A 20,917-nucleotide genomic window follows, 5' to 3' on the forward strand; every position below is an offset into this window, starting at 1 on the left:
GTGGATAATAAAAAGTCATCAGAAACCATCTGATACGTAAAGCGAAAGGAGAGACCTTTGGGGCAGGATTATGCGCTGGTCATTGATGACCATCCTTTAGTGGCGAGCGGCATCGCTAACTTTCTGAATACGCATTGTCGATTTAAACATACCGGCGTGGCGACAAACGAGGAAAGTTGTTATCGCCACATTCTGGAAAATGGCGCTCCGCGTTTAATGGTGATCGATTTTTGGTTGTCTAGCGGCACGGCGTTAAAATTGCTCAAGGAGATAAAACAGCTCTATCCGCAAATTCGTTTCCTGGTCGTCAGCGGTGATGAAAATAACGAAATAGGGAAAAAGGTTCGCGCTGCCGGCGGGCACGGTTTCGTGCTTAAAAACGAGCCGCCAGAATTATTCGCTCAGGCCGTGGCCACGCTGATGGAAAACCGGCAATGGTTTCCTCTGGAAAATACCGAATGTGCAGCCAACGCCCACGGCCACCTGCAAAATTTTAATTTAACCCCGCGGCAAATTGAAGTATTAATCATGATGATGCGAGGTTTCCCCAATAAGAGAATAGCCGCACAGCTGTCTATTTCCGAACCCACGGTTAAAGAACACATCAGCAACATTCTAAAAAAAATCGGCGTCAGCAGCCGGGTAGAGGCCATCACCCTACTGCATGGCAGGCAGGATCGGTCGCAATGAAATTACTTCAATCATTACAAAATGATGAGATCTCCCCGCACGCGCAGATCCGCCTGCTGAACAATACCTTCATGCGCTTGGTATTCAGCTTTACCGCCGTCCCCTTTGTCGGCATGCCCTTCGCCATCTGGCTCTATTTATTGGGGAAAGAACTCACGCCAATTGTCAGCTGGATAGTGATATATCTTGGCTGCGCACTGGCCATCAGGTTATGGCACCGCCGCTATCGGCATGAATCCGAGGAAAATAACGCCGGCGTGGTGTTAAGCCGGTGGCTGCCGCGTATCAATAAAGTCGCCTTCGCGCACGGGTTGGGTATTTCATCCTTATATTTAATTACCCCAGAAAAGAACAGCTTCGACTTTTTCCTGTTATTAAATATCAGCATCGCGGCTATCGTCGCAGCCAACGCAACCCATCTGACGCCGGTCATAAGCACCTTTACGCGCTTTTTCTTCGCCTCCTGGGGGGTGCTGAATCTCGGCATTATCTGGCGATTAGACGACATCATGCCGATCGTGTTGATGCTCAATTTGCTTTACGGGTTCGCCATTTACCGGCACGCATTAACCTCACACGCCTTTTTTATTCAGCAAGCCCGTCTCGAAGAAAAAAGCTCGCGTCTGGCGGAACAATTCCGCCAGGCCAAAGAGGAGGCGGAGCAGGCGCTGCTGGATAAAAACCAATTTTTGACTACCGCCAGCCACGACCTGCGCCAACCGGTGCACGCCATGGGCTTTCTGATCGAGGCCATCATTCATAAAAATCGCGACGCCACGCTGATCCCGCAGCTGTTGGATCTGCAGCAAAGCGTGCGATCCGTGCACCTGATGTTCAATTCGCTGCTCGACCTCAGCAAGATTGAATCCGGCAACCTCAGCACCGCGGCGGCCCGCGTGGATATCGGCGCGCTGCTCGATTCGGTGATTACGCTGTTTCGCGAAGAGGCCAACAGCCGGGCGTTATCCCTGCGCACCTGGCGCCCCCATCGGCGGGTGTGCGTGATGGGCGATCAGTTGCTCATCAGGCAGTCGCTGATCAACCTGATTCAAAATGCGCTGCGTTACACGCAACAAGGCGGCGTGCTGATAGCGATCCGCCCGCGCCGGGAGCAGTGTTCAATCGAAGTGTGGGACACCGGCGTCGGCATCGCCGACGAAGAAAAAGGCAAAATTTTCTCCCCCTATTATCGCCCCGAGCTGGCGTGGAAAATCGACAGCGCCGGCCATGGATTGGGGCTGGCGGTGGTGGCCCGCTGCGCCAAATTGATGAAGGTGAAATACGGCATGCGCTCCATCGAGGGCAAAGGATCGCGTTTCTGGATGCGCTTTGCCCTCTATACCGGCGAAGACCCGCTGCCGGAAAGCGTTAACGCCTACGCCAGCGCGGCCGCCCCCGCCCGCTTCGCCTCGCTGCGCGGCGCCTGCCTGGTGGTGGACGACGACCCGCTGGTGACCTCCGCCTGGGAAAGCCTGATGAGCACCTGGGGCATTAGCGTGCGCTGCGCCGCCTCCGCCGAAGAGGCATTCGCCATCATCGATGAAGGTTTCACGCCTTTCGCCGTGCTGTGCGATCAGCGGCTGCGCTCCGGCGAGAGCGGATTCGATATCTTGAAGGCGCTGTTTGAGCGCCTGCCGAACGTCAGCGGCGCCATGGTCAGCGGCGAGTTCAACTCGCCGGTCCTGCAGGAGGCCGAGCAGGAGGGGTATCTGGTATTGAGAAAGCCGCTGGAACCGGCGAAGCTGCATGCGCTGCTGAGCCAGTGGTCGTCCTGCTAGCGCGCAGCCTGGGGCGGGGCTCTTGCCCCGCCGCCGAAGCGCTTTAAACCCCAAGCTTGCGCAGCAGCCCCTCGAGACTGCGCTCTCCCTCTTTGGTTTGGGCGCCGGCCTGCAGCCCAGCGCGAATCAGCTGCTCCGCCGCCGGGCGGGCAAACAATCCCGCCCAGGCGTCGTGCTCGCGACAGAAACCATTCCGCAGATCCGGCGCAGGCATCGCCTGCTTGGCCGCCGCGATAACGCCCGCTGGCAATGCCGCGATGTGGCGCGCCAGCCGATCGACGAACTCATCAAGCTCGGCGGCAGGCAATGCGCGGTTAATCCAGCCGTAGCGCTCTGCGGTCGCCGCGTCGATCAGATCGGCGCCCAGGATCACTTCGAGCGCGCGGCCGCGCGTCATGCGGCTCGTGAGATATTGGGTCGCGCCGCCGCCGGGCGTAATGCCCATCAGGGCTTCGCACTGGGCCAGCCCCGCCCGCCCTTCCGCGGCGAAGGCCATGTCGGCCGCCGCAACGAACTCCGCGCCGCCGCCGCGCGCCAGCCCGGCCAGCTTAACGATGGTGACCTGCGGCTGGCTGCGCAGCAGTTCGCCAAAAGCCTGGAACGGATTAAGCCCCTCCGGCGCGTTGCGCGCCAGCTCATCGAAGGCGTGCGGCTCATCGATTAAGGCCATGTCGACATGCGCAATGAAGAACTCGGGATCCGCGCTCTGGAAAACCAGCACCCGCGTATGCGGATCCTCGCGTACCGCGAGCAGTAACCGGCTGATTTCTGACATCAGCGCCACATCGAGCACGTTTACCGGCGGATTATCGATAGCAATCGTCAATACGCCGTACGCATGAGACAGCCTGAGTTTGCTGAAATCTGTATCTGTCATATCAATGTCCTTTTTGCCTGAGGGTAGCGGTGCTGGATTTTCGCGCAGCTCGTCGAATGGTATACTTTGCATACCTGGAGTCAATTACGCACCTTAAGCATCCCAGGGATACAGGAGGATACCGATGGATAAGACCGACCCGATCTACCGCGCAGACTGCCCGAGCCGCATTGTTCTCGACCAGATCGCCGACAAATGGTCAATGATGGTGCTGGAGGTGCTGCGTGAGCCGCAGCGCTTTAACGCCATCAAGCGTCGCCTGGATGGCGTTACCCAGCGCGTACTGACCCAGACGCTGCGCAAGCTGGAACGCAACGGCATGGTGAAACGCAAGGTGCTGGATGGCCGGGTGCTTGGCGTCGAGTATTCGCTGACGCCGCTCGGCGAATCCTTGCAGGGGCCGTTCTCGATACTGTTCGATTGGACGCTGGGCAATATGGCGGCGATTCAGGACAGCCAGCGCAGGTATGATGAGCAGAACCAACGCCGGCAGAATTGAGACCGGCCGCGACTATTCGCGGCCCCGCCAAGCGCCAGCGGCGAGTTCAACTCGCCGAGGGATAGCGGGTATCAAGAAAGCCGCTGGAGCCGGCGGTAGCTGGCGCTTAGCCATAGCAAGGGAAGCTGGGCCATCAGCACCAGAGCCACGCTAACCCAGGGCGTTAACGCCAGGCTGTCTCGAACCACAAGCGCGCTCCCTAAGGTTTCCCCCAGCGTTATCCCTAAGTTAAACGCGGAAATATTCAGTGCCGAAGCAAAATCTACCGCCTGTGGGGCCCAGCGCTCTGCCGTATTCAGCATCCCGGTTTGGAAAGCGGGTGATATGCCGAACGCCAGCACGCCCCAGAAAAACAGCAAAATAACCATCGGGTATTGATGGGGCAACGCGAAGAACAGAAAAATCAGCGTGACCAACAACAGGGCAAGCATGCGATGCAGCGCCGCCGACCATCCCATCGACACCGTCAGCCTGCCGCCCAGCTGATTGCCAATCAGCGTCGCCATGCCAAAAACGATGAGCAATAAACTGGCGCCATGCGACGAAAACCCGGTGATGTTAGTCAGGATCGGGGTAATAAACGTGAAGACGGCGAAGCTGGCGCCGAACCCCAAAATCGTTACCGACATCATCGCCAGGATCGCCGGCTGAAACAGGGCGGAGAGCTGCGTCGATGCCTTTCCCTGCTCAACGGCAGGCAATGCAGGCAGCCATTTTGCCGTCGCCGCCCAGGCGATAACCGACAGCAGGGCGACGGCGAAAAACGGCAGCCGCCACCCCATGCCGTTACCCAGCAGGCTGCCTGCCGGCACACCGATGACCATCGCCAGCGTCAAGCCGGAAAACATCAGCGCAATGGCCGAACCCGCCTGCCGTTTGGGCACCAGCCGAGAGGCGACCGTCGCCCCGATAGCAAAAAAGCTGCCGTGCGCAATCGCAGTCACCATGCGCCCCACCAATAACATGCTGTAGCTTGCCGACAACGCCGACAGCAGGTTGCCGGCAAAAAACAGGGCGACCAATCCCAACAATACGGCCTTGCGGGGTAAACGCGCGGTACCCAGCACCGCCAGCGGCGTGCCTATCGCCAGCGCCAGCGCATACAGCCCCACCAATTTACCCGCCGCCGCCAACGACACATGCAAATCTGCCGCGATGGCCGGCAACACCCCGACCACGATAAATTCTGCCACGCCAATGGCAAACGAGGTGACGGCTAAAGCCCAGACCCCAAGGGGCATCGACGTTTTCGCGCTCATATCCCCTCCGCGGCCGCCAACGCGATGGACTGATCCTGCTCCACCGTAGCGCCGGCGACCCCTACGCCGCCCAGAATTTCGCCGTCAGCGCCGCGCAACACGATCCCGCCGCCAAAGCTGATTAAGCCACCATTGGTGTTTTCTAAGGTATAGATGGCGCCGCCGGGCTGAGCGCCCTCCCCCAGATCGATGCTGTCGACGCCGAATAAGGCGGCGGTGCGCGCTTTCTTGATGGAAACGTCAACAGTTCCGGCAACCGCATGGTCCATGCGAATGAACTGACGTAATAATCCGGCATCATCGACCACGCAAACAGAAACGGAAAAACCTTTCTCCCCCGCCTGGGCGCAGGCGCGTTGAATAACGGTGCGGGAAATTTGTTCAAAATTCATTATCAAAACTCCTCAAATTAATTGGCGTTTTGATAATTTCAGAATTGCCGCGGCGAATAAACCAGCCGGGGAAGTCTGCAATTATTGTTTGATAATGCCAAACTTTTTCCGCATGAGCTCACTGGCAAACCGCTGCATTCGTTCCTGGCCCAGCCGCTGAGCGGGGCCGGAAATCCCCAGAGCGGCGACAATCTTGCCCTGCTGCCGCAGGGGTAATGCCAGGCAGTGTAATCCGGGCTCCGCCTCTTCCAAATCCAGGGCGTAACCCTGCTGGAGAATGGCCCGCAGCTCTTTATCCACTCCCGTCGGCAGAGTGCCCGCCCGCCGCAGGCTGCGAATGATATCCGGCTTATCCGCCAGCAGGACCTTGCCTATCGCCGACGTCAGCATCCCTTCTCTGCGGCCGCGGCCGCTGAACACCGGCTGCGGGCCATTGGCATCAGCGGCGTCCAGGTAGAGATATTCCCGAGTGCCGCAGGGCACCGCCAGATAGCACACCTCGCCGCTCAGCTCGGCGGCGAACTGAAGCACCGGGGCAAAATGCGCTTTCAGATCCTGATCCGAGTCGACCAGCGTTTGGGCTATCGCCCGTAAACGCAGCCCCAGCGAATAGCGGGTGCCGCTGCGGGTGATATACCCCATTGAGGCCAAAGTATTAAGCAACCCATATACCGTGCTTTTATGCAGCCCCGAGCGCTCGGCAAGATCCACCAGGCGCGCATCCCCCCCTGACGCCGCAATGGTTTCAAGGAGGCTCATCGCCCGCTCCACTGACTGGATCTTACGGCTTTCATCAATCATTAATATCTCTCAGTCGGTCGTCTGCTTGCCGATAGAGTAATGCGCATGAAGAAGGATAAAAAGATCTCTGTCTCCTCATCGCGTTACGCCCCTCAGCCATTGACCGCCAGCAAAAGAACCCCCCCGCACGGCGCAGCCGCAACGGGGGTTCTTAAATACAGATATGAACATATTTACATCGGCTTAGTGCATTCTGCCAGGAAGACGGCTGTCCTGCAGGTTCAGGCCACGAACAATGACCTGCCTTGACCATGGCCGCATATAAAGAAAAACCCTCTGTATACACAGAGGGTTCCGTTTAATTTCACCTATTTATAAACAGGCCGTGGGGCGTTCAGATCATTCCCACTCAATGGTCGCGGGCGGCTTGCCGCTGATGTCGTACACCACGCGGGAAATGCCGTTCACTTCGTTGATGATGCGGTTGGAGACGCGGCCGAGGAAATCGTACGGCAGGTGCGCCCAGTGCGCGGTCATAAAGTCGATGGTTTCCACTGCGCGCAGTGAAACGACCCAGTCGTATTTGCGGCCGTCGCCCATCACGCCGACCGAACGCACCGGCAGGAACACGGTGAACGCCTGGCTGACCTTGTTGTACAGGTCGGCTTTGTGCAGCTCTTCGATGAAGATGGCGTCGGCGCGGCGCAGCAGATCGCAGTACTCTTTCTTCACTTCGCCCAGCACGCGCACGCCCAGACCCGGGCCCGGGAACGGGTGGCGGTACAGCATGTCGTACGGCAGGCCCAGCTCCAGGCCAATCTTGCGCACTTCGTCTTTGAACAGCTCTTTCAGCGGCTCGACCAGGCCCAGCTTCATCTCTTTCGGCAGGCCGCCCACGTTGTGATGCGACTTGATCACGTGCGCCTTGCCGGTGGCGGAAGCGGCGGATTCGATCACGTCCGGGTAGATGGTGCCCTGCGCCAGCCACTTCACTGCGTCTTGCTTGCAGGCTTCTTCGTCGAACACTTCAACGAACACGCGGCCGATGATCTTGCGCTTGGCTTCCGGCTCGTCAACGCCGGCCAGCTCGCTCAGGAAGCGGTTTTCCGCCGCCACGTGCACGATGTTCAGGCCGAAGTGGTCGCCGAACATTTCCAGCACCTGGTCGGCTTCGTTCAGGCGCAGCAGGCCGTTGTCGACGAATACGCAGGTCAGGCGCTTGCCGATGGCGCGGTGCAGCAGCATCGCGGTCACCGAGGAATCCACGCCGCCGGACAGGCCGAGGATCACGTGGTCTTCGCCCACCTGCTGGCGGATGCGTTCAACCGCGTCTTCGATGATGGTGGCCGGGGTCCACAGGGCTTCACACTGGCAGATATCCAGCACGAAACGCTCCAGCATGCGCTGGCCCTGGCGGGTGTGGGTCACTTCCGGGTGGAACTGCACGCCGTAGAAGCGTTTTTCTTCGTTGGCCATAATGGCGAACGGGCAGGTGTCGGTGCTGGCGACGGTCACGAAGCCGGACGGGATGGCGGTCACTTTGTCGCCGTGGCTCATCCACACGTCCAGCAGCGGTTTGCCCGCCGGGCTGATGGCGTCTTCGATGTCGCGCAGCAGCGCGCTCTCGTTGACGATTTCCACCTGCGCGTAGCCGAACTCGCGCTCGTTGGAACCCTGCACATGGCCACCCAGCTGCATCGCCATGGTCTGCATGCCGTAGCACACGCCCAGCACCGGCACGCCGGCGGTGAACACGTACTCGGGGGCGCGCGGGCTGTTGGCTTCGGTGGTGCTTTCCGGGCCGCCGGAGAGGATGATGCCGCTCGGGTTGAATTCGCGGATCTGCTCTTCGCTAACGTCCCAGGCCCAGAGCTCGCAGTAAACGCCGATCTCACGCACGCGGCGCGCGACCAGTTGGGTGTATTGCGAACCGAAATCCAGAATAAGGATGCGATGCTTATGGATATTTTTTGTCATGTGAGGCGAATTCCAGCAACAGAGAAAAAGGAAAAATCTAAATCGTCAGGACGATTTCAGTCGGCGAGGCCAGGCAGTGGGCAGCGGACGGCGCGAACAAATGCGCCGGCCGCAGCCCCTGAAATCAACCCATGCGGTAGTTCGGTGACTCTTTGGTGATGGTCACGTCGTGCACGTGGCTTTCCTGAATGCCGGCGCCGCTGATGCGCACGAACTCCGCCTTGGTGCGCAGCTCGTCGATGGTGGCGCAGCCGGTCAGGCCCATGCAGGAGCGCAGGCCGCCCATCTGCTGGTGCACGATGGCTTTCAGCATGCCTTTGTAAGCCACGCGGCCTTCGATGCCTTCCGGCACCAGCTTGTCGGCGGCGTTATCGGTCTGGAAGTAACGGTCGGAAGAGCCTTTGGACATCGCGCCCAGAGAGCCCATGCCGCGGTAAGACTTGAACGAACGGCCCTGATACAGCTCGATTTCGCCCGGGGATTCTTCGGTGCCCGCCAGCATGGAGCCGACCATTACGCAGGACGCGCCGGCCGCGATGGCCTTGGCGATGTCGCCGGAGAAGCGGATGCCGCCGTCGGCGATAACCGGGATGCCGGTGCCCTCCAGCGCTTCGACCGCATCGGCGATGGCGGTGATCTGCGGTACGCCCACGCCGGTCACGATGCGGGTGGTGCAGATGGAGCCAGGGCCGATACCCACTTTAACCGCGCTCACGCCGGCTTCAGCCAGCGCCTTGGCGCCCGCCGCGGTGGCGACGTTGCCGCCGACGATTTCCAGCTCCGGGTATTTGGCGCGGGTTTCGCGAATGCGCTGCAACACGCCTTCGGAGTGGCCGTGGGAAGAGTCGATCAGCAGTACGTCAACGCCGGCGGCGACCAGCGCGTCAACGCGCTCTTCGTTGCCGGCGCCCGCGCCTACCGCCGCGCCTACGCGCAGGCGGCCGTGCTCGTCTTTACAGGCGTTCGGTTTGCGTTCCGCTTTCTGGAAGTCTTTAACGGTGATCATGCCCAGCAGGTGGAAGCTGTCGTCCACCACCAGCGCTTTCTCAACGCGTTTTTCGTGCATTCTCTGCAGCACCACTTCACGCGCTTCGCCTTCTTTCACCGTGACCAGACGCCCTTTCGGCGTCATCACCGCGGTGACCGGCTGGTTCAGATCGGTCACGAAGCGTACGTCGCGGCCGGTGATGATGCCGACCAGTTCGTTTTCTTCGGTCACGACCGGGTAGCCGGCGAAGCCGTTGCGGGCGGTCAGCTCTTTCACTTCTTTCAGGGTGGTGGCGGGGGTAACGGTCTGCGGGTCGGTGACTACGCCGCTTTCATGTTTCTTCACCCGGCTGACTTCTTCAGCCTGGCGCTCGATGGACATGTTTTTGTGAATGAAGCCCAGGCCGCCTTCCTGCGCCAGCGCGATGGCCAGGCCGGATTCGGTCACGGTATCCATGGCTGCGGACAGCATAGGGATATTCAGGCGGATATTTTTGGTCAGTTGAGTGCCGAGCTCTGCAGTGTTAGGCAGAACCGTGGAGTGTGCTGGAACCAGGAGAACGTCGTCAAACGTCAGAGCTTCTTTTGCGATACGTAGCATGGGCAATATCTCACCAGGGTGGGCTGTGAAAAAGATAAAATATTGCCGCGGCATTATACAGAGCGTAATCGGTTGCCTCCAGCACTTTCTTACAAAAACTCTTGATTACCTTTTTCAGCCATGTAGTATCGACCAATTAAGTGATTGTTTTGAAATTTGATCTGGGTCACATGTCGCTACCTACCTCGCCGCCCATTTTTACCGTAAGCCGCCTGAATCAGACGGTTCGACAGCTGCTGGAAATGGAAATGGGGCAGATTTGGCTCTCCGCCGAGATCTCCAACTTCTCCCAGCCCGCCTCCGGCCACTGGTATTTCACCCTGAAAGACGATCGCGCGCAGGTGCGCTGTGCGATGTTCCGCAACAGCAACCGCCGCACCACCTTCCGGCCGCAGAACGGCCAGCAGGTGCTGGTGCGCGCCAGCATTACGCTGTACGAACCGCGCGGCGATTACCAGCTGATCGCCGAGAGCATGCAGCCCGCCGGCGACGGCCTGCTGCAGCAGCAGTTCGAGCAGTTGAAGCAGCGTCTGAGCGCCGAAGGGCTGTTCGATCAGCAGTTCAAGCAGCCGCTGCCCGCCCCGGCCAAGCGCGTCGGGGTGATCACCTCCGCCAGCGGCGCGGCGCTGCACGATATCCTGCAGGTGCTGCAGCGGCGCGATCCTTCGCTGCCGATCGTCATCTACCCCACTTCGGTGCAGGGCGCGGAAGCGCCGCTGCAGATCGTGCGCGCCATCGACACCGCCAACCGCCGTGACGAATGCGACGTGCTGATCGTCGGCCGCGGCGGCGGTTCGCTGGAAGACCTGTGGAGCTTCAACGACGAGCGGGTGGCGCGGGCAATTTTCGCCAGCCGCATTCCGATCGTCAGCGCCGTCGGCCATGAGACCGACGTGACCATCGCCGACTTTGTCGCCGATCTGCGCGCCCCTACCCCCTCCGCCGCCGCCGAGCTGGTCAGCCGCAATCAGCTGGAGCTGCTGCGCCAGCTGCAGTCGCAGCAGCAGCGGTTGGAAATGGCGATGGACTACTATCTGGCCCAGCGGCAGCAGCAGTTCACCCGCATCAACCACCGTTTGCAGCAGCAGCATCCGCACCTGCGCCTGGCGCGCCAGCAAACGCTGCTGTTCAGGCTGCAGCGCCGCCTGGAAGACGGCATGCAAAACCAGCTGCGCCTGGCGTCGCGCCGCAGCGAGCGCGCCCAGCAGCGGCTGGCGCAGATGCAGCCGCAGGGCCGCATCCACCGCTATCAGCAACGGGTGCAGCAGCAGGAATACCGCCTGCAGCAGGCGCTGGAGCGCCGGCTCAACGCCTACCGCCAACGCTTCGGCGTGGCCTGCAGCCAGCTCGAGGCGGTCAGCCCGCTGGCGACGCTGGCGCGCGGCTACAGCGTGACGCAAACCCCGCGCGGCGAGCTGCTGAAAACCACCCAACAGGCGCAGGTCGGCGAACTGCTGAAAACCCGTCTGCAGGATGGTTGGGTGGAAAGCGAGGTGAAAACCATCACCGTCGCCAGGAAGCCGCGCAAGAAGCGCGCGGCCCAGTAACCGCCCTATTCCAACGTAAAACTCTCGCCCGGCTCGCCGTTAACCCACAGCGCGCGCGTTTCGCCGGCCGGCAGGCTCAGCTGCAGCGTACGCCACGCCGGGCGGAACTGCCCTTCGGGGGTGAGGGTCAGCATGAGCCGCTGATTGTCGCTGCGCAGCTCCCAGCGCAACCACAGCGCGTTGCCCTGCCGCCAGCCATAACTTTCCCCGTCGTCTTCGAACAACAGCCCTGACGCGCTGCCACAGCCTTTAATCGGGTACAGCCGCAGCTCGCGCCGATCGTCGGCGGCAGCGTCCACATGCGCCAGCCGCTGCGACAGCGGCAACCCGGCCCCGGCGCGCACCAGCAGCGGCAAGCGCTCCAGCGGCGCGTCCAGCACCACCGTCTGGCCGCCGCTGAACCATTGCCCGCTGTAGAAACAGTACCAACCGTCACCGTTGTCCGGCAGGTATACCGGGCGCCGGCGCTGCCCCTGCTCCACCACGCTGGCCACCAGCAGATCGCGGCCGATCAGGAAATCGTCGGTTTCCTCCAGCGTGCGCGCGTCGTGCTCATGATCGAGGAAGGTCGGGCGCAGCATCGGCTCGTCGTCGGCGCTGGCCTGCCACAGCAGGGTGTAGAAATACGGCATCAGCCGGTAGCGCAGGTTGATCGCCTCGCGCACCGCCGGGGTGACGGCCGGGTACATCCAGGGTTCGTTGACCGTGGCGTCGTCGTTCCACGAATGGATGGTGAAGCGCGGGTGCATCACGCCGTTTTGCACCCAGCGCACCAGCAGTTCGGCGTCCGGTTTGTCGCCGGAGAAGCCGCCGACGTCGTGCCCCAGGTTGTACAGCCCGGACAGGCTCATGCCCAGCCCCATGCGGATGTTGTAGCGCAGGGTCTGCCAGCTGGTGCGGTTGTCGCCGCTCCAGGTCTGCACATAGCGCTGCATGCCGGCGCAGCCGGAGCGCGAAATCAAATACGGCCGCAGCTGCGGCGCAAAGCGCTGCTGAGCCTCCATCGAGGCGCGCATCATCAGCAGCGGCATCACCGGGCGGATATGCTTGATGGCGAGCGGCCGGCCAAAGCCGTGGCAGCGCGCTTCGCCGTCCCACACTTCGTATTCGTTGTTGTCGTTCCAGGTGGAATCGATGCCCATCTCCAGCAGCTGCCGCGTAACGCCCTGCTGCCACCAGCGCACCGCCGCCGGGTTGGTGAAATCGAGGTGCGAGCCTTCGTCGTCCCAGAAGCTGGAGCGCTCCGGCGCCTCGCTCTGCGAATCGCGGATGAACAACCCCTGCTCCGCCGCCTGCCGATACTGCGGATGGTCCTGCAGCAGGCAGGGCTTGATGTTGGCCGCCAGCTTCAGGCCGGCGTCGTGGAACGCCTGGCTCAGCCGCTGAGGCTGCGGCACCTTGTCGTAGTTCCAGTTGAACACGTAACGCTTGTTGCCGATCGAGGTATAACCCGACGACAGCTGGAAAGAGTCGCAGGGAATGTCGTGCCGTTGGCATAAGGCGATGAACTGCTGCAGCTGCCGCTGGGCGTCCGGCGCGTCGGTGTAATGCATGGTCGAGCCGCTGTAGCCCAGGCTCCATTTGGGGCCGAAATGGGTTTTGCCGGTCAGCCGCACGAACGCCTTGGTGACGTCCAGCACCTTCGGCCCGAGGAACAGATAATAATCCAGATCCCCCGCCTCGGCCTGATAGCGGCGATAGGCCAGGTGGTAGTTGTCGATCTCGTTGCCCAGATCCAGCCAGCAGCTGCTCAGGTTGTCGTAGAACAGCCCAAAGCTCGCCTCTGCGCCGCGGGTGATGGTGAACGGAATGTGCTTGTACAGCGGATCGGTGCTGGCGGCGTTATAGCCCATGGCGTCCAGGTTGCGCATCTCGAAGCGGCGGCCGCTGCGTTCCAAATCGCCGGCCTTCTCGCCCAGGCCATAATAGCGTTCGCCGGCGAAGCGCCGCTGATAATGCGCCACCCCGTCGCCGTGCGGGTTAAGCAGGTAGGCGCCGGTCGGCCGGTCGGCCGCCAGCGGCCGCCATTCGCCGGCACTGTTGCAGTGTTCCCACTCCAGCCACAGCGGCTGGTGAACGGTGACCCGCAGCGCGGCGGTGCTCACCACCAGCCGGTCGTCCTGCTGCTGCAGCCGGTAGCCCGGCAGGCTGAAACCGGCGACGCTCAGCCGGTCGCGCCCCTCCCAGGGCACATCCGCCTGCGGCGCGATGCTCCAGGTGCGATCCAGCGCCAGCTCGCCGCGCTGTTTGATCAACACCCGGAACAGATTGTCTTCCAGCACGTACAGGCAAAACAGGTGGCTTTCATCGACCCGCAGCTCAATGCGATCGGCGTGCTGGCCCGCCAGCGTCCAGTTTTTCAAGGTTTTCATAAGCATCCAACTTAGCTGTTAAGTGTTTTTTTGCCGCCGCGCTCGGCGATCAGGGCAATCAGGAACAGGGCGCCGATCAGATCGAAGAAGCCCATGGCGATAAACAACGGGTTGAAGCCGACGGTGTCGGACACCGCACCGATCAATAGCGTGAACAGGAAGCTGGCGATCCAGGCGCTGGATCCGCGCATGCCGTTGACCGTCGCCATCTGGTTTTTATCGAACGACTCCACCACCAGCGCGCTGAGCATGCAGGAGATCACCTGGTGGCCGAAGCCGCCGATCGAGATCAGCGCGATCGCCACGTAGGGATCCTTAGCGATCGCCACGAACGCCAGCGACACCATCATGAAGGCGCCGGTCACCGAGCTGGCGACCACCGAGTTGACGCGGGTGCAGCCGAACCATTTGCGGTACAGCGTGGTGAGATAGCCGCTGGCGACGCTGCCGATATCCGCCGCCAGGAACGGCAGCCAGGCGAACATGGCGATGTGTTTCAGATCCATGCCGCGTTCGGTGGCCAGATACAGCGGCACCCAGAAGCTGAACACCGCCCAGGCCGGTTCGGCGAGGAAGGCCGGAATGGCGATGCCGTAAAACTTTTTGTTTTTGCACAGGATCGCCAGCGATTTGAAGAACGGCAGCTTGGGCAGCAGCGGCTCATTGTCTTCGCGGATCAGATCCAGCTCCTGCTGGCTGAGATTGGGGTGCTGCTGCGGCGAGTGGTAGAACCGCCACCACAGCGCCACCCAGATCAGCGCCAGCGCGCCGGAGAACAGGAAGGCGCCCTGCCAGCCGAAGGAAACGTGGGCGATGACGATGATCGGCGGCGCCAGCATGGCGCCAATCGAGAAACCGACGCCCGCCCAGCCGGCGGCGATCGGCCGCTCCTTTTTCGGGAACCAGTCGGAGATCGCTTTGGCGTTGGCCGGCGTGGCCGCCGCTTCCGCTCCGCCCATAAAGAAGCGCAGGATCGCCAGCTGCAACCAACTGCCCGCCCCGGCGTGCAGCATGCACACCACCGCCCAGATGCTGGCGCAGATCAGGAAGCCCATCTTCAGGCCGATCACGTCGATCAGCCAGCCGCAGATCGGTTGAAACACCGTGTAGGCCAGCTGGAACGACGCCACCACCCAGGAATATTGCTCGGTGGTCATGTTCAGGCTGGTTTTCAACTCCGGCGCCAGAATGCCCAATGAGTTGCGGGTAATGTAATTGACCGTGACGCCCAGCAGGAACAGCGCCAGCATCCACCAGCGCAGCGATTTGAATTTGCGCCGCCCGCTCTGTACGACCGTCTGATTGATTTCAACACTCATCTGTCTTCTCCATGCGGCTGCCCGGTGAAACAGCTCGCCTTTTGGTAGGGCACGTTGTGGTATCGAAGGTATGGGGGGTGAAAAATTGAGATGTCGCTCGCAAAAATAGCCCTCAATAAATCACAACCTCATGAATTATTTTCGTTTTATTTATAATTCAGCCGAAAAATTGGACTGATAAATCTATAAAATTGGTGTACCAATGCAGACTAACCAGCGAACCGGCCCAGCGAAACGGCATTTTTTGCAAAAATTATCACAGGGTGGTCAAAAGCTGGTCATAATGCCCAAGAAATGCCGCCAGCATGCTGAGAAATCACAATGAAAATATTCTCACGACCAACTTTGAAGGAGATCACAGAATGAACGGAAAGCTGAAAATACGGGAAATCGCCCGGCAAACCGGGCTGTCGATCAGCACCGTTTCCCGCGTGCTGGCGGGTAAAGCCAACACCAGCGCCGAAGCCCGGCAAAAGGTGCTGGCCTGCGCGCAGCAAAACGGCATTCTGCAGGGGATTTCCAGCGGCCGGCTGATGCTGAACAACGTGATGGTGTTCGCGCCGCAGCGGGCCTTCGACGTGCGCACCGATATTTTCTATTACAAGGTGATCCAGGGCATCACCGCCGCGCTGGCGCAGCATGAGGTGCGCATTCGCTACTGCGGGCTGGAGGAGGAACACAGCGACGGCGCGCTGTTTCTGGAAAAAATGAGCGATCCGCAGACCGAAGCGGCGCTGATTATCGGCATCGACGACGAGCACATCCACACCCTGGCCGCCGATCTGCACAAGCCCTGCGTGCTGATTAACTGCAGCGACCGGCAGATGCGGCTCGACAGCGTGTCGCCCGATCATCAGCTGATCGGCGAGTACTCGGCCAATTATTTATTCCAACAGGGCCACAGCCATATTCTCCACCTGCAGTGCCTGCGGCGGCACACCATGGAGCTGCGGCTGGCGGGCATCAGGCAGGCCTACGCCCGGCATCATATTCCCTTCGACGACGGCCGCCACCTGGTAGCCACCTCCGGCTTCGGCAGCGAAGAGGCCGAGCAGGCGCTGACCACCTACATCAACGCCATTGGCGCGCATGCGCCGCTGCCGACGGCGGTGCTGGCGGGCGGCGATTACATGGCGGTGGGGGCGGTCAAGGCGCTCAATAAGCTGCGGCTGAGCGTGCCGGGCGACGTTTCGGTGATGAGCACCGACGGCTTCAACCTGGCGGAGATTCACGATGTGCCGCTGACCTCGGTGCAGGTGCCGCGCGACGAACTGGGCTACGAGGCGATCCAGCTGCTGCAGCGGCGCATGCTGCGCGCCGATGCGCCGCCGTGCAATCTGCTGCTGCATGGCCGGCTGGCGGTGCGCGCGTCGGTCAGGCGCGTCAGCGCCAACCGCACGTCGCCGGCGGTCAGCACCCACGATCATCGGCTGTATGACGAGTAGGCTACACTTAGGCACAGTGCATTCATTCGATGAGGGTAAATTTTTTGCCTAAGGAGAGCCACTATGCCGACCCTGAGCGCGCGTTCCGTCATTCCCCCTTACATGCTGCGACGCATCGTTGAGCACGGCAGCGCACCGCAGCGCGATTGCGCCCTGCACACCCTGAATCATGTCCAGAGCCTGCTCGGCAACCCGCCGCTGCGCACCCCCGGCGCCGGGACCGCCCGCGCCGGGGAGGCGCTCCGCGATATCTACGACGCGCAAAACGGCACCCAGCTGCCCGGCAAGCAGGTGCGCAAAGAGGGCCAGCCCAGCAACCGCGACGTGGCGGTGGACGAAGCCTACGACTACCTCGGCGTCACCTACGATTTCTTCTGGCAGGCATTCCAGCGCAATTCGCTGGATAACCGGGGCCTGCCGCTGACCGGCAGCGTGCACTACGGCAAGGAATACCAGAACGCCTTCTGGAATGGCCAGCAGATGGTGTTCGGCGACGGCGACGGTGAAATCTTCAACCGCTTTACCATCGCCATCGACGTGGTCGGCCACGAGCTGGCGCACGGCGTGACCGAAAGCGAAGCCGGGCTGATTTACTACCAGCAGGCCGGCGCGCTGAATGAATCGCTGTCCGACGTGTTCGGCTCGCTGGTCAAGCAATTCCATCTGCGGCAAACCGCTGGCCAGGCCGACTGGCTGATCGGCGCCGGCCTGCTGGCCAAGGGCATCAACGGCAAGGGGCTGCGTTCGATGTCGGCGCCCGGCACCGCCTACGACGACCCGCTGCTGGGCAAAGACCCGCAGCCGGCCGACATGCAGGGCTACGTGCAGACCAAGGAAGACAACGGCGGCGTGCACCTCAACTCCGGCATTCCCAACCGCGCCTTTTATCTGGCGGCCACCGCGCTGGGCGGCTTCGCCTGGGAAAAAGCCGGCTACGTTTGGTACGACACGCTGTGCGACAAGGCGCTGCCGCAGAACGCCGACTTCGCCACCTTCGCCCGCACCACGGTGAAACACGCGCTACGGCGTTTCGATAAGACGATAGCCGATAAGGTGCAGCAGGCCTGGCGTCAGGTGGGGGTGGAATGACGCAACCGCTGCCGCCGCTCAATCAGGATACGGTCATTGAACTGGCGCGCGAGGGCGGCTTTGCCTTTATTCCCAAGCTGGCGGGCCTGCGGCGCATCGCGCTGGCCGATATTACGCCGGCGCAGCGGCAGCGCCTGAACCAGCTGCTGAACCAAACGCTGCCCTATGCGCGGGAAGCGGGCCAGCCAGACTCCCCCGGCTGTGGCGACCAACGCTATTTTCGCGTGCAAATCAATTACGCCAGCCAAAACCTGTGCAGCGAAATCGTGCTGCTGATCCCGGAGACCCGCGCGCCGCAGGCGCTGGTGGACCTGTGGAAAACCGGTCAGGTTGATGAGTGAACGCTTACAACGGCTGATAACTGAATAGCACGCGCTTTTTGGATACCAGCCCGTGGCCGCTCTGGCACAGGTAATCCACCGCGCCGCAGGCCTTCAGTTCCTGCAGCGGCTGCCCACAGTCCGGGCAGTGGGCCAGCTGCTGATAATCTGCGTTGCACGCGGCGCAATGATAGTGACCATTCACCCACTCCATCGTTTGTTCGCATTGCGGACAGTGCGCTTCCATACTGACTCCCAAAGCCTGCTCAGCAGGCGTTATTGTCGCGGCCAATTTGGGTGCGGACAGCGCGCAGAACCCGCAGCGTACACAGAGTACGTGAGGAGTTCGAGCACTGCCCAATCCCAAAGTGGCAAGTAAAATAGCCTGGTGTACAGACTTTAGATGAGGCCCCACGAGCGCAAAAAATATATCCCCAGCGCGGTGGTAAAGAACGAACCGACGGTGGTGATGGCGATAATATTGGCCGCCAGCGTGGCGTTGCCGCCCATGGCGCGCGTCATCACGTAGCTGCCCGAGGCGGTCGGCGTGGCGGAAAACAGAAAGATGATCCCCAGCGCCGCGCCGTGAAAACCGCACAGCCAACCGCCGAGCGTCATCAATATCGGCACGATAAACAGCTTGGCCGACGACGACAGCGCCGCCACGTTGGAGGAGCGGAACATGGCGCGCAGATCCAGGCTGGCGCCGGTGCACAGCAGCGCCAGCGGCAGCGACAGCGCGGAGATATAGCCGCCGGTTTGCCGGACCACCTGAGGAATGCCCAGGCCGGTCTGCGCATAGGCCAGCCCGCACAGCAGGCCGATGATCAGCGGGTTGGTGACGATGCTGCGCAACAGCGACAAGCGGCTGATTCGTTTGCCCTTCCCACCCTGCAGGCTGCGCGTCAGGGTGATCACCGACAGTACGTTGAACAAGATCACCGTCACCGTCAGGTACAGCGAGCCGAGCGCCACCCCTTCGCTGCCGTAGGCGGTCATGGCGTAGGCCAGGCCGACGATGGCGGTATTGGCGCGGAAGCCGCCCTGCACGAACACGCCCCGCTCGCGCGGTTCCTTAACCAGCCACACAGCGGCCACTTCCAACAGCAGGAAGGTCGCGAGGGTGCCTATCGCCCCGAAGATCACCAGCGACAGGTTGCCCAGCAGCTGCGGATGGTTGGTGGCGATGCTGAAAAACAGCAGACAGGGCAGCGCCAGATTGAACACCAGCTTGGTGGCGCCGTCGATAAAGCGATCGTCCATCAGGCGCCAGTGGCGCAGCAGGATGCCCAGCAACATCATTAACAGATTGGGTACGGTGACGTTGAATGCAAAACTCCAGGTTTCCCAGGACATGAGGTTCCTTCAGGCTGGCGGCGGTAATCTTCAGATAATAAACAATAAAAAAGGGTGCGGCATCACTGCCACACCCCTTTTTATCGATTTATTTGCTTTTCTTCAGGTGGCTCATCAAGCGCTTGCGCTTACGCATCTGGTTTGGCGTCAGCAGGTTGCGCTTGCCGGCGAACGGGTTGTCGCCCTCTTTGAACTGGATGCGGATCGGCGTCCCCATCACCTTCAGCGAGCGGCGGAAGTAGTTCATCAGGTAACGCTTGTACGAGTCGGCCAGATCGCTCACCTGGTTGCCGTGGATCACCACGATCGGCGGATTGTACCCGCCGGCGTGGGCATATTTCAGCTTCACGCGGCGGCCGCGCACCAACGGCGGCTGATGGTCGTCGGCGGCCATCTGCATGATTTTGGTCAGCATCGAGGTGTTCACGCGGCGGGTCGCGCACTCGTAAGCTTCCTGCACCGATTCGAACAGGTTGCCGACGCCGCTGCCGTGCAGCGCGGAGATGAAGTGCACGCGGGCGAAATCGACAAAGCCCAGGCGCAGATCGAGCATCTCTTTCACGTGTTCGCGATCTTCTTCGCTCATGCCGTCCCACTTGTTGACCGCAATCACCAGCGAGCGCCCACTATTGAGGATAAAGCCGAGCAGCGACAGGTCCTGATCGGAAATGCCTTCGCGCGCGTCGATCACCAGCAGCACCACGTTGGCGTCTTCGATCGCCTGCAGGGTTTTGATTACCGAGAATTTCTCTACGGTTTCCGTTACCTTGCCGCGTTTGCGCACCCCGGCGGTGTCGATCAGCACGTATTCGCGCTCGTCGCGCACCATCGGAATATAAATGCTGTCGCGCGTGGTGCCCGGCATGTCGTACACCACTACGCGCTCCTCGCCGAGGATGCGGTTAGTGAGGGTAGACTTGCCTACGTTCGGGCGGCCGACGATCGCCAGCTTGATCGGCAGATCCTGTGGGTTGAAGTCGTCTTCCGGCTCTGCAAACTCTTCGGGGTTTTCGCCTTCCTGCTCGGCCCAATAGGCGGCGTTGGCCTCTTCTTCGGTCAGCTCGGCTTCTTCCTCTTTAGCCGGAACGAACGGCACCAGCACGTGCTCGATCAGCTGAGTGACGCCGCGGCCGTGCGAAGCGGCGATGGCATAAACGTCGCCCAGGCCCAGTGAGTAGAAATCGGCGGTGGCCATGTCCGGATCCATGCCGTCGGTCTTGTTGGCCACCAGGAAGGTCGCCTTCTGGCGGTTGCGCAAATGCTGGGCGATACCCTGATCGGCCGGCATCAGGCCGGCGCGGGCGTCGACCATGAACAGCACGATATCGGCCTCTTCAATCGCCAACAGCGATTGGCCGGCCATGCGCGTTTCAACGCCGTCTTCGGTGCCGTCAATACCGCCGGTATCGACGATGATAAATTCATTGCCCTCAACTTCAGCACGACCATACTTGCGGTCTCGCGTTAGCCCGGGGAAATCCGCCACCAGCGCATCGCGCGTCTGTGTCAAACGGTTAAACAAGGTGGACTTACCCACATTCGGGCGCCCGACCAGCGCGACGACAGGTATCATTGTTGAAGCCTCATTACTTAATAATCAATGCGTTACTGCAATCCGGATAGACACCGGCAATGCAGCTTATAAAATACGAAACGGCCCCTGAACCC

General features: G+C 61.1%; 18 protein-coding genes. 7 read left to right on the top strand and 11 right to left on the bottom strand.

The annotated features are described in order from the left end of the window. The first annotated feature begins 57 nt into the window (after nt 1–57). Nucleotides 58–690 (top strand): LuxR C-terminal-related transcriptional regulator, encoded by a 633-nt coding sequence (locus CKW09_RS18540; protein ID WP_061796516.1) that lies wholly within the window; start codon nt 58–60, stop codon nt 688–690. Beyond that, complete coding sequence (locus tag CKW09_RS18545) at nt 687–2,468, top strand: hybrid sensor histidine kinase/response regulator (protein ID WP_095098805.1); 1,782 nt, start codon at nt 687–689, stop codon at nt 2,466–2,468. The genes CKW09_RS18540 and CKW09_RS18545 overlap by 4 nt, the downstream gene beginning before the upstream one ends. 43 nt (nt 2,469–2,511) lie before the next feature. On the opposite strand, the gene CKW09_RS18550 is transcribed toward CKW09_RS18545, so the two are convergent. Continuing rightward, nucleotides 2,512–3,345 (bottom strand): enoyl-CoA hydratase/isomerase family protein, encoded by an 834-nt coding sequence (locus CKW09_RS18550; protein ID WP_095098808.1) that lies wholly within the window; start codon nt 3,343–3,345, stop codon nt 2,512–2,514. 124 nt (nt 3,346–3,469) lie between these two features. Between CKW09_RS18550 and CKW09_RS18555 the strand changes: the two genes are divergently transcribed. Next, entirely contained in the window at nt 3,470–3,844 is a 375-nt protein-coding gene (locus CKW09_RS18555) for a winged helix-turn-helix transcriptional regulator (protein ID WP_061796512.1), read from the top strand. A 71-nt stretch (nt 3,845–3,915) separates the two neighbouring features. Here CKW09_RS18555 and CKW09_RS18560 read toward each other — a convergent pair whose 3' ends face one another. The 5 genes from CKW09_RS18560 to guaB all read right to left on the bottom strand — a co-directional run bounded on the left by CKW09_RS18560 (nt 3,916) and on the right by guaB (nt 9,801). After that, nucleotides 3,916–5,103 carry an MFS transporter gene (locus CKW09_RS18560; protein ID WP_095098811.1) on the bottom strand — a complete coding sequence of 396 codons (1,188 nt, stop codon included), beginning with the start codon at nt 5,101–5,103 and terminating at the stop codon, nt 3,916–3,918. Next, nucleotides 5,100–5,495 carry a GlcG/HbpS family heme-binding protein gene (locus CKW09_RS18565; protein WP_095098814.1) on the bottom strand — a complete coding sequence of 132 codons (396 nt, stop codon included), beginning with the start codon at nt 5,493–5,495 and terminating at the stop codon, nt 5,100–5,102. Before CKW09_RS18565 ends, CKW09_RS18560 begins: the two co-directional genes overlap by 4 nt. Nucleotides 5,496–5,576: 81 nt before the next feature. Further along, a complete protein-coding gene (locus CKW09_RS18570) occupies nt 5,577–6,254 on the bottom strand; it encodes an IclR family transcriptional regulator (protein WP_231922088.1) in 678 nt (225 codons plus the stop codon). Between the two features lie 381 nt (nt 6,255–6,635). Beyond that, nucleotides 6,636–8,213 carry a glutamine-hydrolyzing GMP synthase gene (gene guaA / locus CKW09_RS18575; protein WP_061796504.1) on the bottom strand — a complete coding sequence of 526 codons (1,578 nt, stop codon included), beginning with the start codon at nt 8,211–8,213 and terminating at the stop codon, nt 6,636–6,638. Between the two features lie 124 nt (nt 8,214–8,337). After that, nucleotides 8,338–9,801 carry an IMP dehydrogenase gene (gene guaB, locus CKW09_RS18580; RefSeq protein ID WP_061796503.1) on the bottom strand — a complete coding sequence of 488 codons (1,464 nt, stop codon included), beginning with the start codon at nt 9,799–9,801 and terminating at the stop codon, nt 8,338–8,340. Between the two features lie 170 nt (nt 9,802–9,971). Here guaB and xseA point away from each other — a divergent pair, with 170 nt between their 5' ends. After that, nucleotides 9,972–11,348 (top strand): exodeoxyribonuclease VII large subunit, encoded by a 1,377-nt coding sequence (gene xseA / locus CKW09_RS18590; protein ID WP_061796501.1) that lies wholly within the window; start codon nt 9,972–9,974, stop codon nt 11,346–11,348. 5 nt (nt 11,349–11,353) lie between these two features. On the opposite strand, the gene CKW09_RS18595 is transcribed toward xseA, so the two are convergent. Both CKW09_RS18595 and CKW09_RS18600 read right to left on the bottom strand, forming a co-directional pair. Continuing rightward, nucleotides 11,354–13,720: a glycoside hydrolase family 31 protein gene (locus CKW09_RS18595; protein WP_061796500.1), complete on the bottom strand. Its 2,367-nt coding sequence runs from the start codon at nt 13,718–13,720 to the stop codon at nt 11,354–11,356. Nucleotides 13,721–13,731: 11 nt separating this feature from the next. Next, entirely contained in the window at nt 13,732–15,039 is a 1,308-nt protein-coding gene (locus CKW09_RS18600) for an MFS transporter (protein ID WP_061796499.1), read from the bottom strand. A gap of 362 nt (nt 15,040–15,401) precedes the next feature. On the opposite strand from CKW09_RS18600, the gene CKW09_RS18605 reads away from it, so the two are divergent. The 3 genes from CKW09_RS18605 to CKW09_RS18615 all read left to right on the top strand — a co-directional run bounded on the left by CKW09_RS18605 (nt 15,402) and on the right by CKW09_RS18615 (nt 17,914). After that, on the top strand, nt 15,402–16,484 hold the full coding sequence (locus CKW09_RS18605; protein WP_061796498.1) for a LacI family DNA-binding transcriptional regulator: 1,083 nt from the start codon (nt 15,402–15,404) through the stop codon (nt 16,482–16,484). A 63-nt stretch (nt 16,485–16,547) separates the two neighbouring features. Beyond that, nucleotides 16,548–17,573, top strand: a complete 1,026-nt coding sequence (locus CKW09_RS18610) for a M4 family metallopeptidase (RefSeq protein ID WP_095098820.1) — start codon at nt 16,548–16,550, stop codon at nt 17,571–17,573. Beyond that, nucleotides 17,570–17,914 (top strand): protealysin inhibitor emfourin, encoded by a 345-nt coding sequence (locus CKW09_RS18615; protein WP_095098822.1) that lies wholly within the window; start codon nt 17,570–17,572, stop codon nt 17,912–17,914. Before CKW09_RS18610 ends, CKW09_RS18615 begins: the two co-directional genes overlap by 4 nt. Before the next feature lie 4 nt (nt 17,915–17,918). Here CKW09_RS18615 and CKW09_RS18620 read toward each other — a convergent pair whose 3' ends face one another. The 3 genes from CKW09_RS18620 to der form a co-directional block, all read right to left on the bottom strand. After that, the gene (locus tag CKW09_RS18620) at nt 17,919–18,140 is read right to left on the bottom strand and encodes a zinc ribbon domain-containing protein (RefSeq protein WP_095098825.1); all 222 of its coding nucleotides are present in this window, start codon (nt 18,138–18,140) and stop codon (nt 17,919–17,921) included. Between the two features lie 152 nt (nt 18,141–18,292). Beyond that, complete coding sequence (locus CKW09_RS18625) at nt 18,293–19,249, bottom strand: AEC family transporter (RefSeq protein ID WP_061796492.1); 957 nt, start codon at nt 19,247–19,249, stop codon at nt 18,293–18,295. Between the two features lie 88 nt (nt 19,250–19,337). Beyond that, a complete protein-coding gene (der, locus tag CKW09_RS18630; RefSeq protein ID WP_095098828.1) occupies nt 19,338–20,822 on the bottom strand; it encodes a ribosome biogenesis GTPase Der in 1,485 nt (494 codons plus the stop codon). Nucleotides 20,823–20,917: the final 95 nt, after the last annotated feature.

Origin of the sequence: Serratia ficaria (assembly GCF_900187015.1) — a bacterium.
In the GTDB taxonomy this organism is placed as follows: Bacteria; Pseudomonadota; Gammaproteobacteria; order Enterobacterales; family Enterobacteriaceae; genus Serratia; species Serratia ficaria.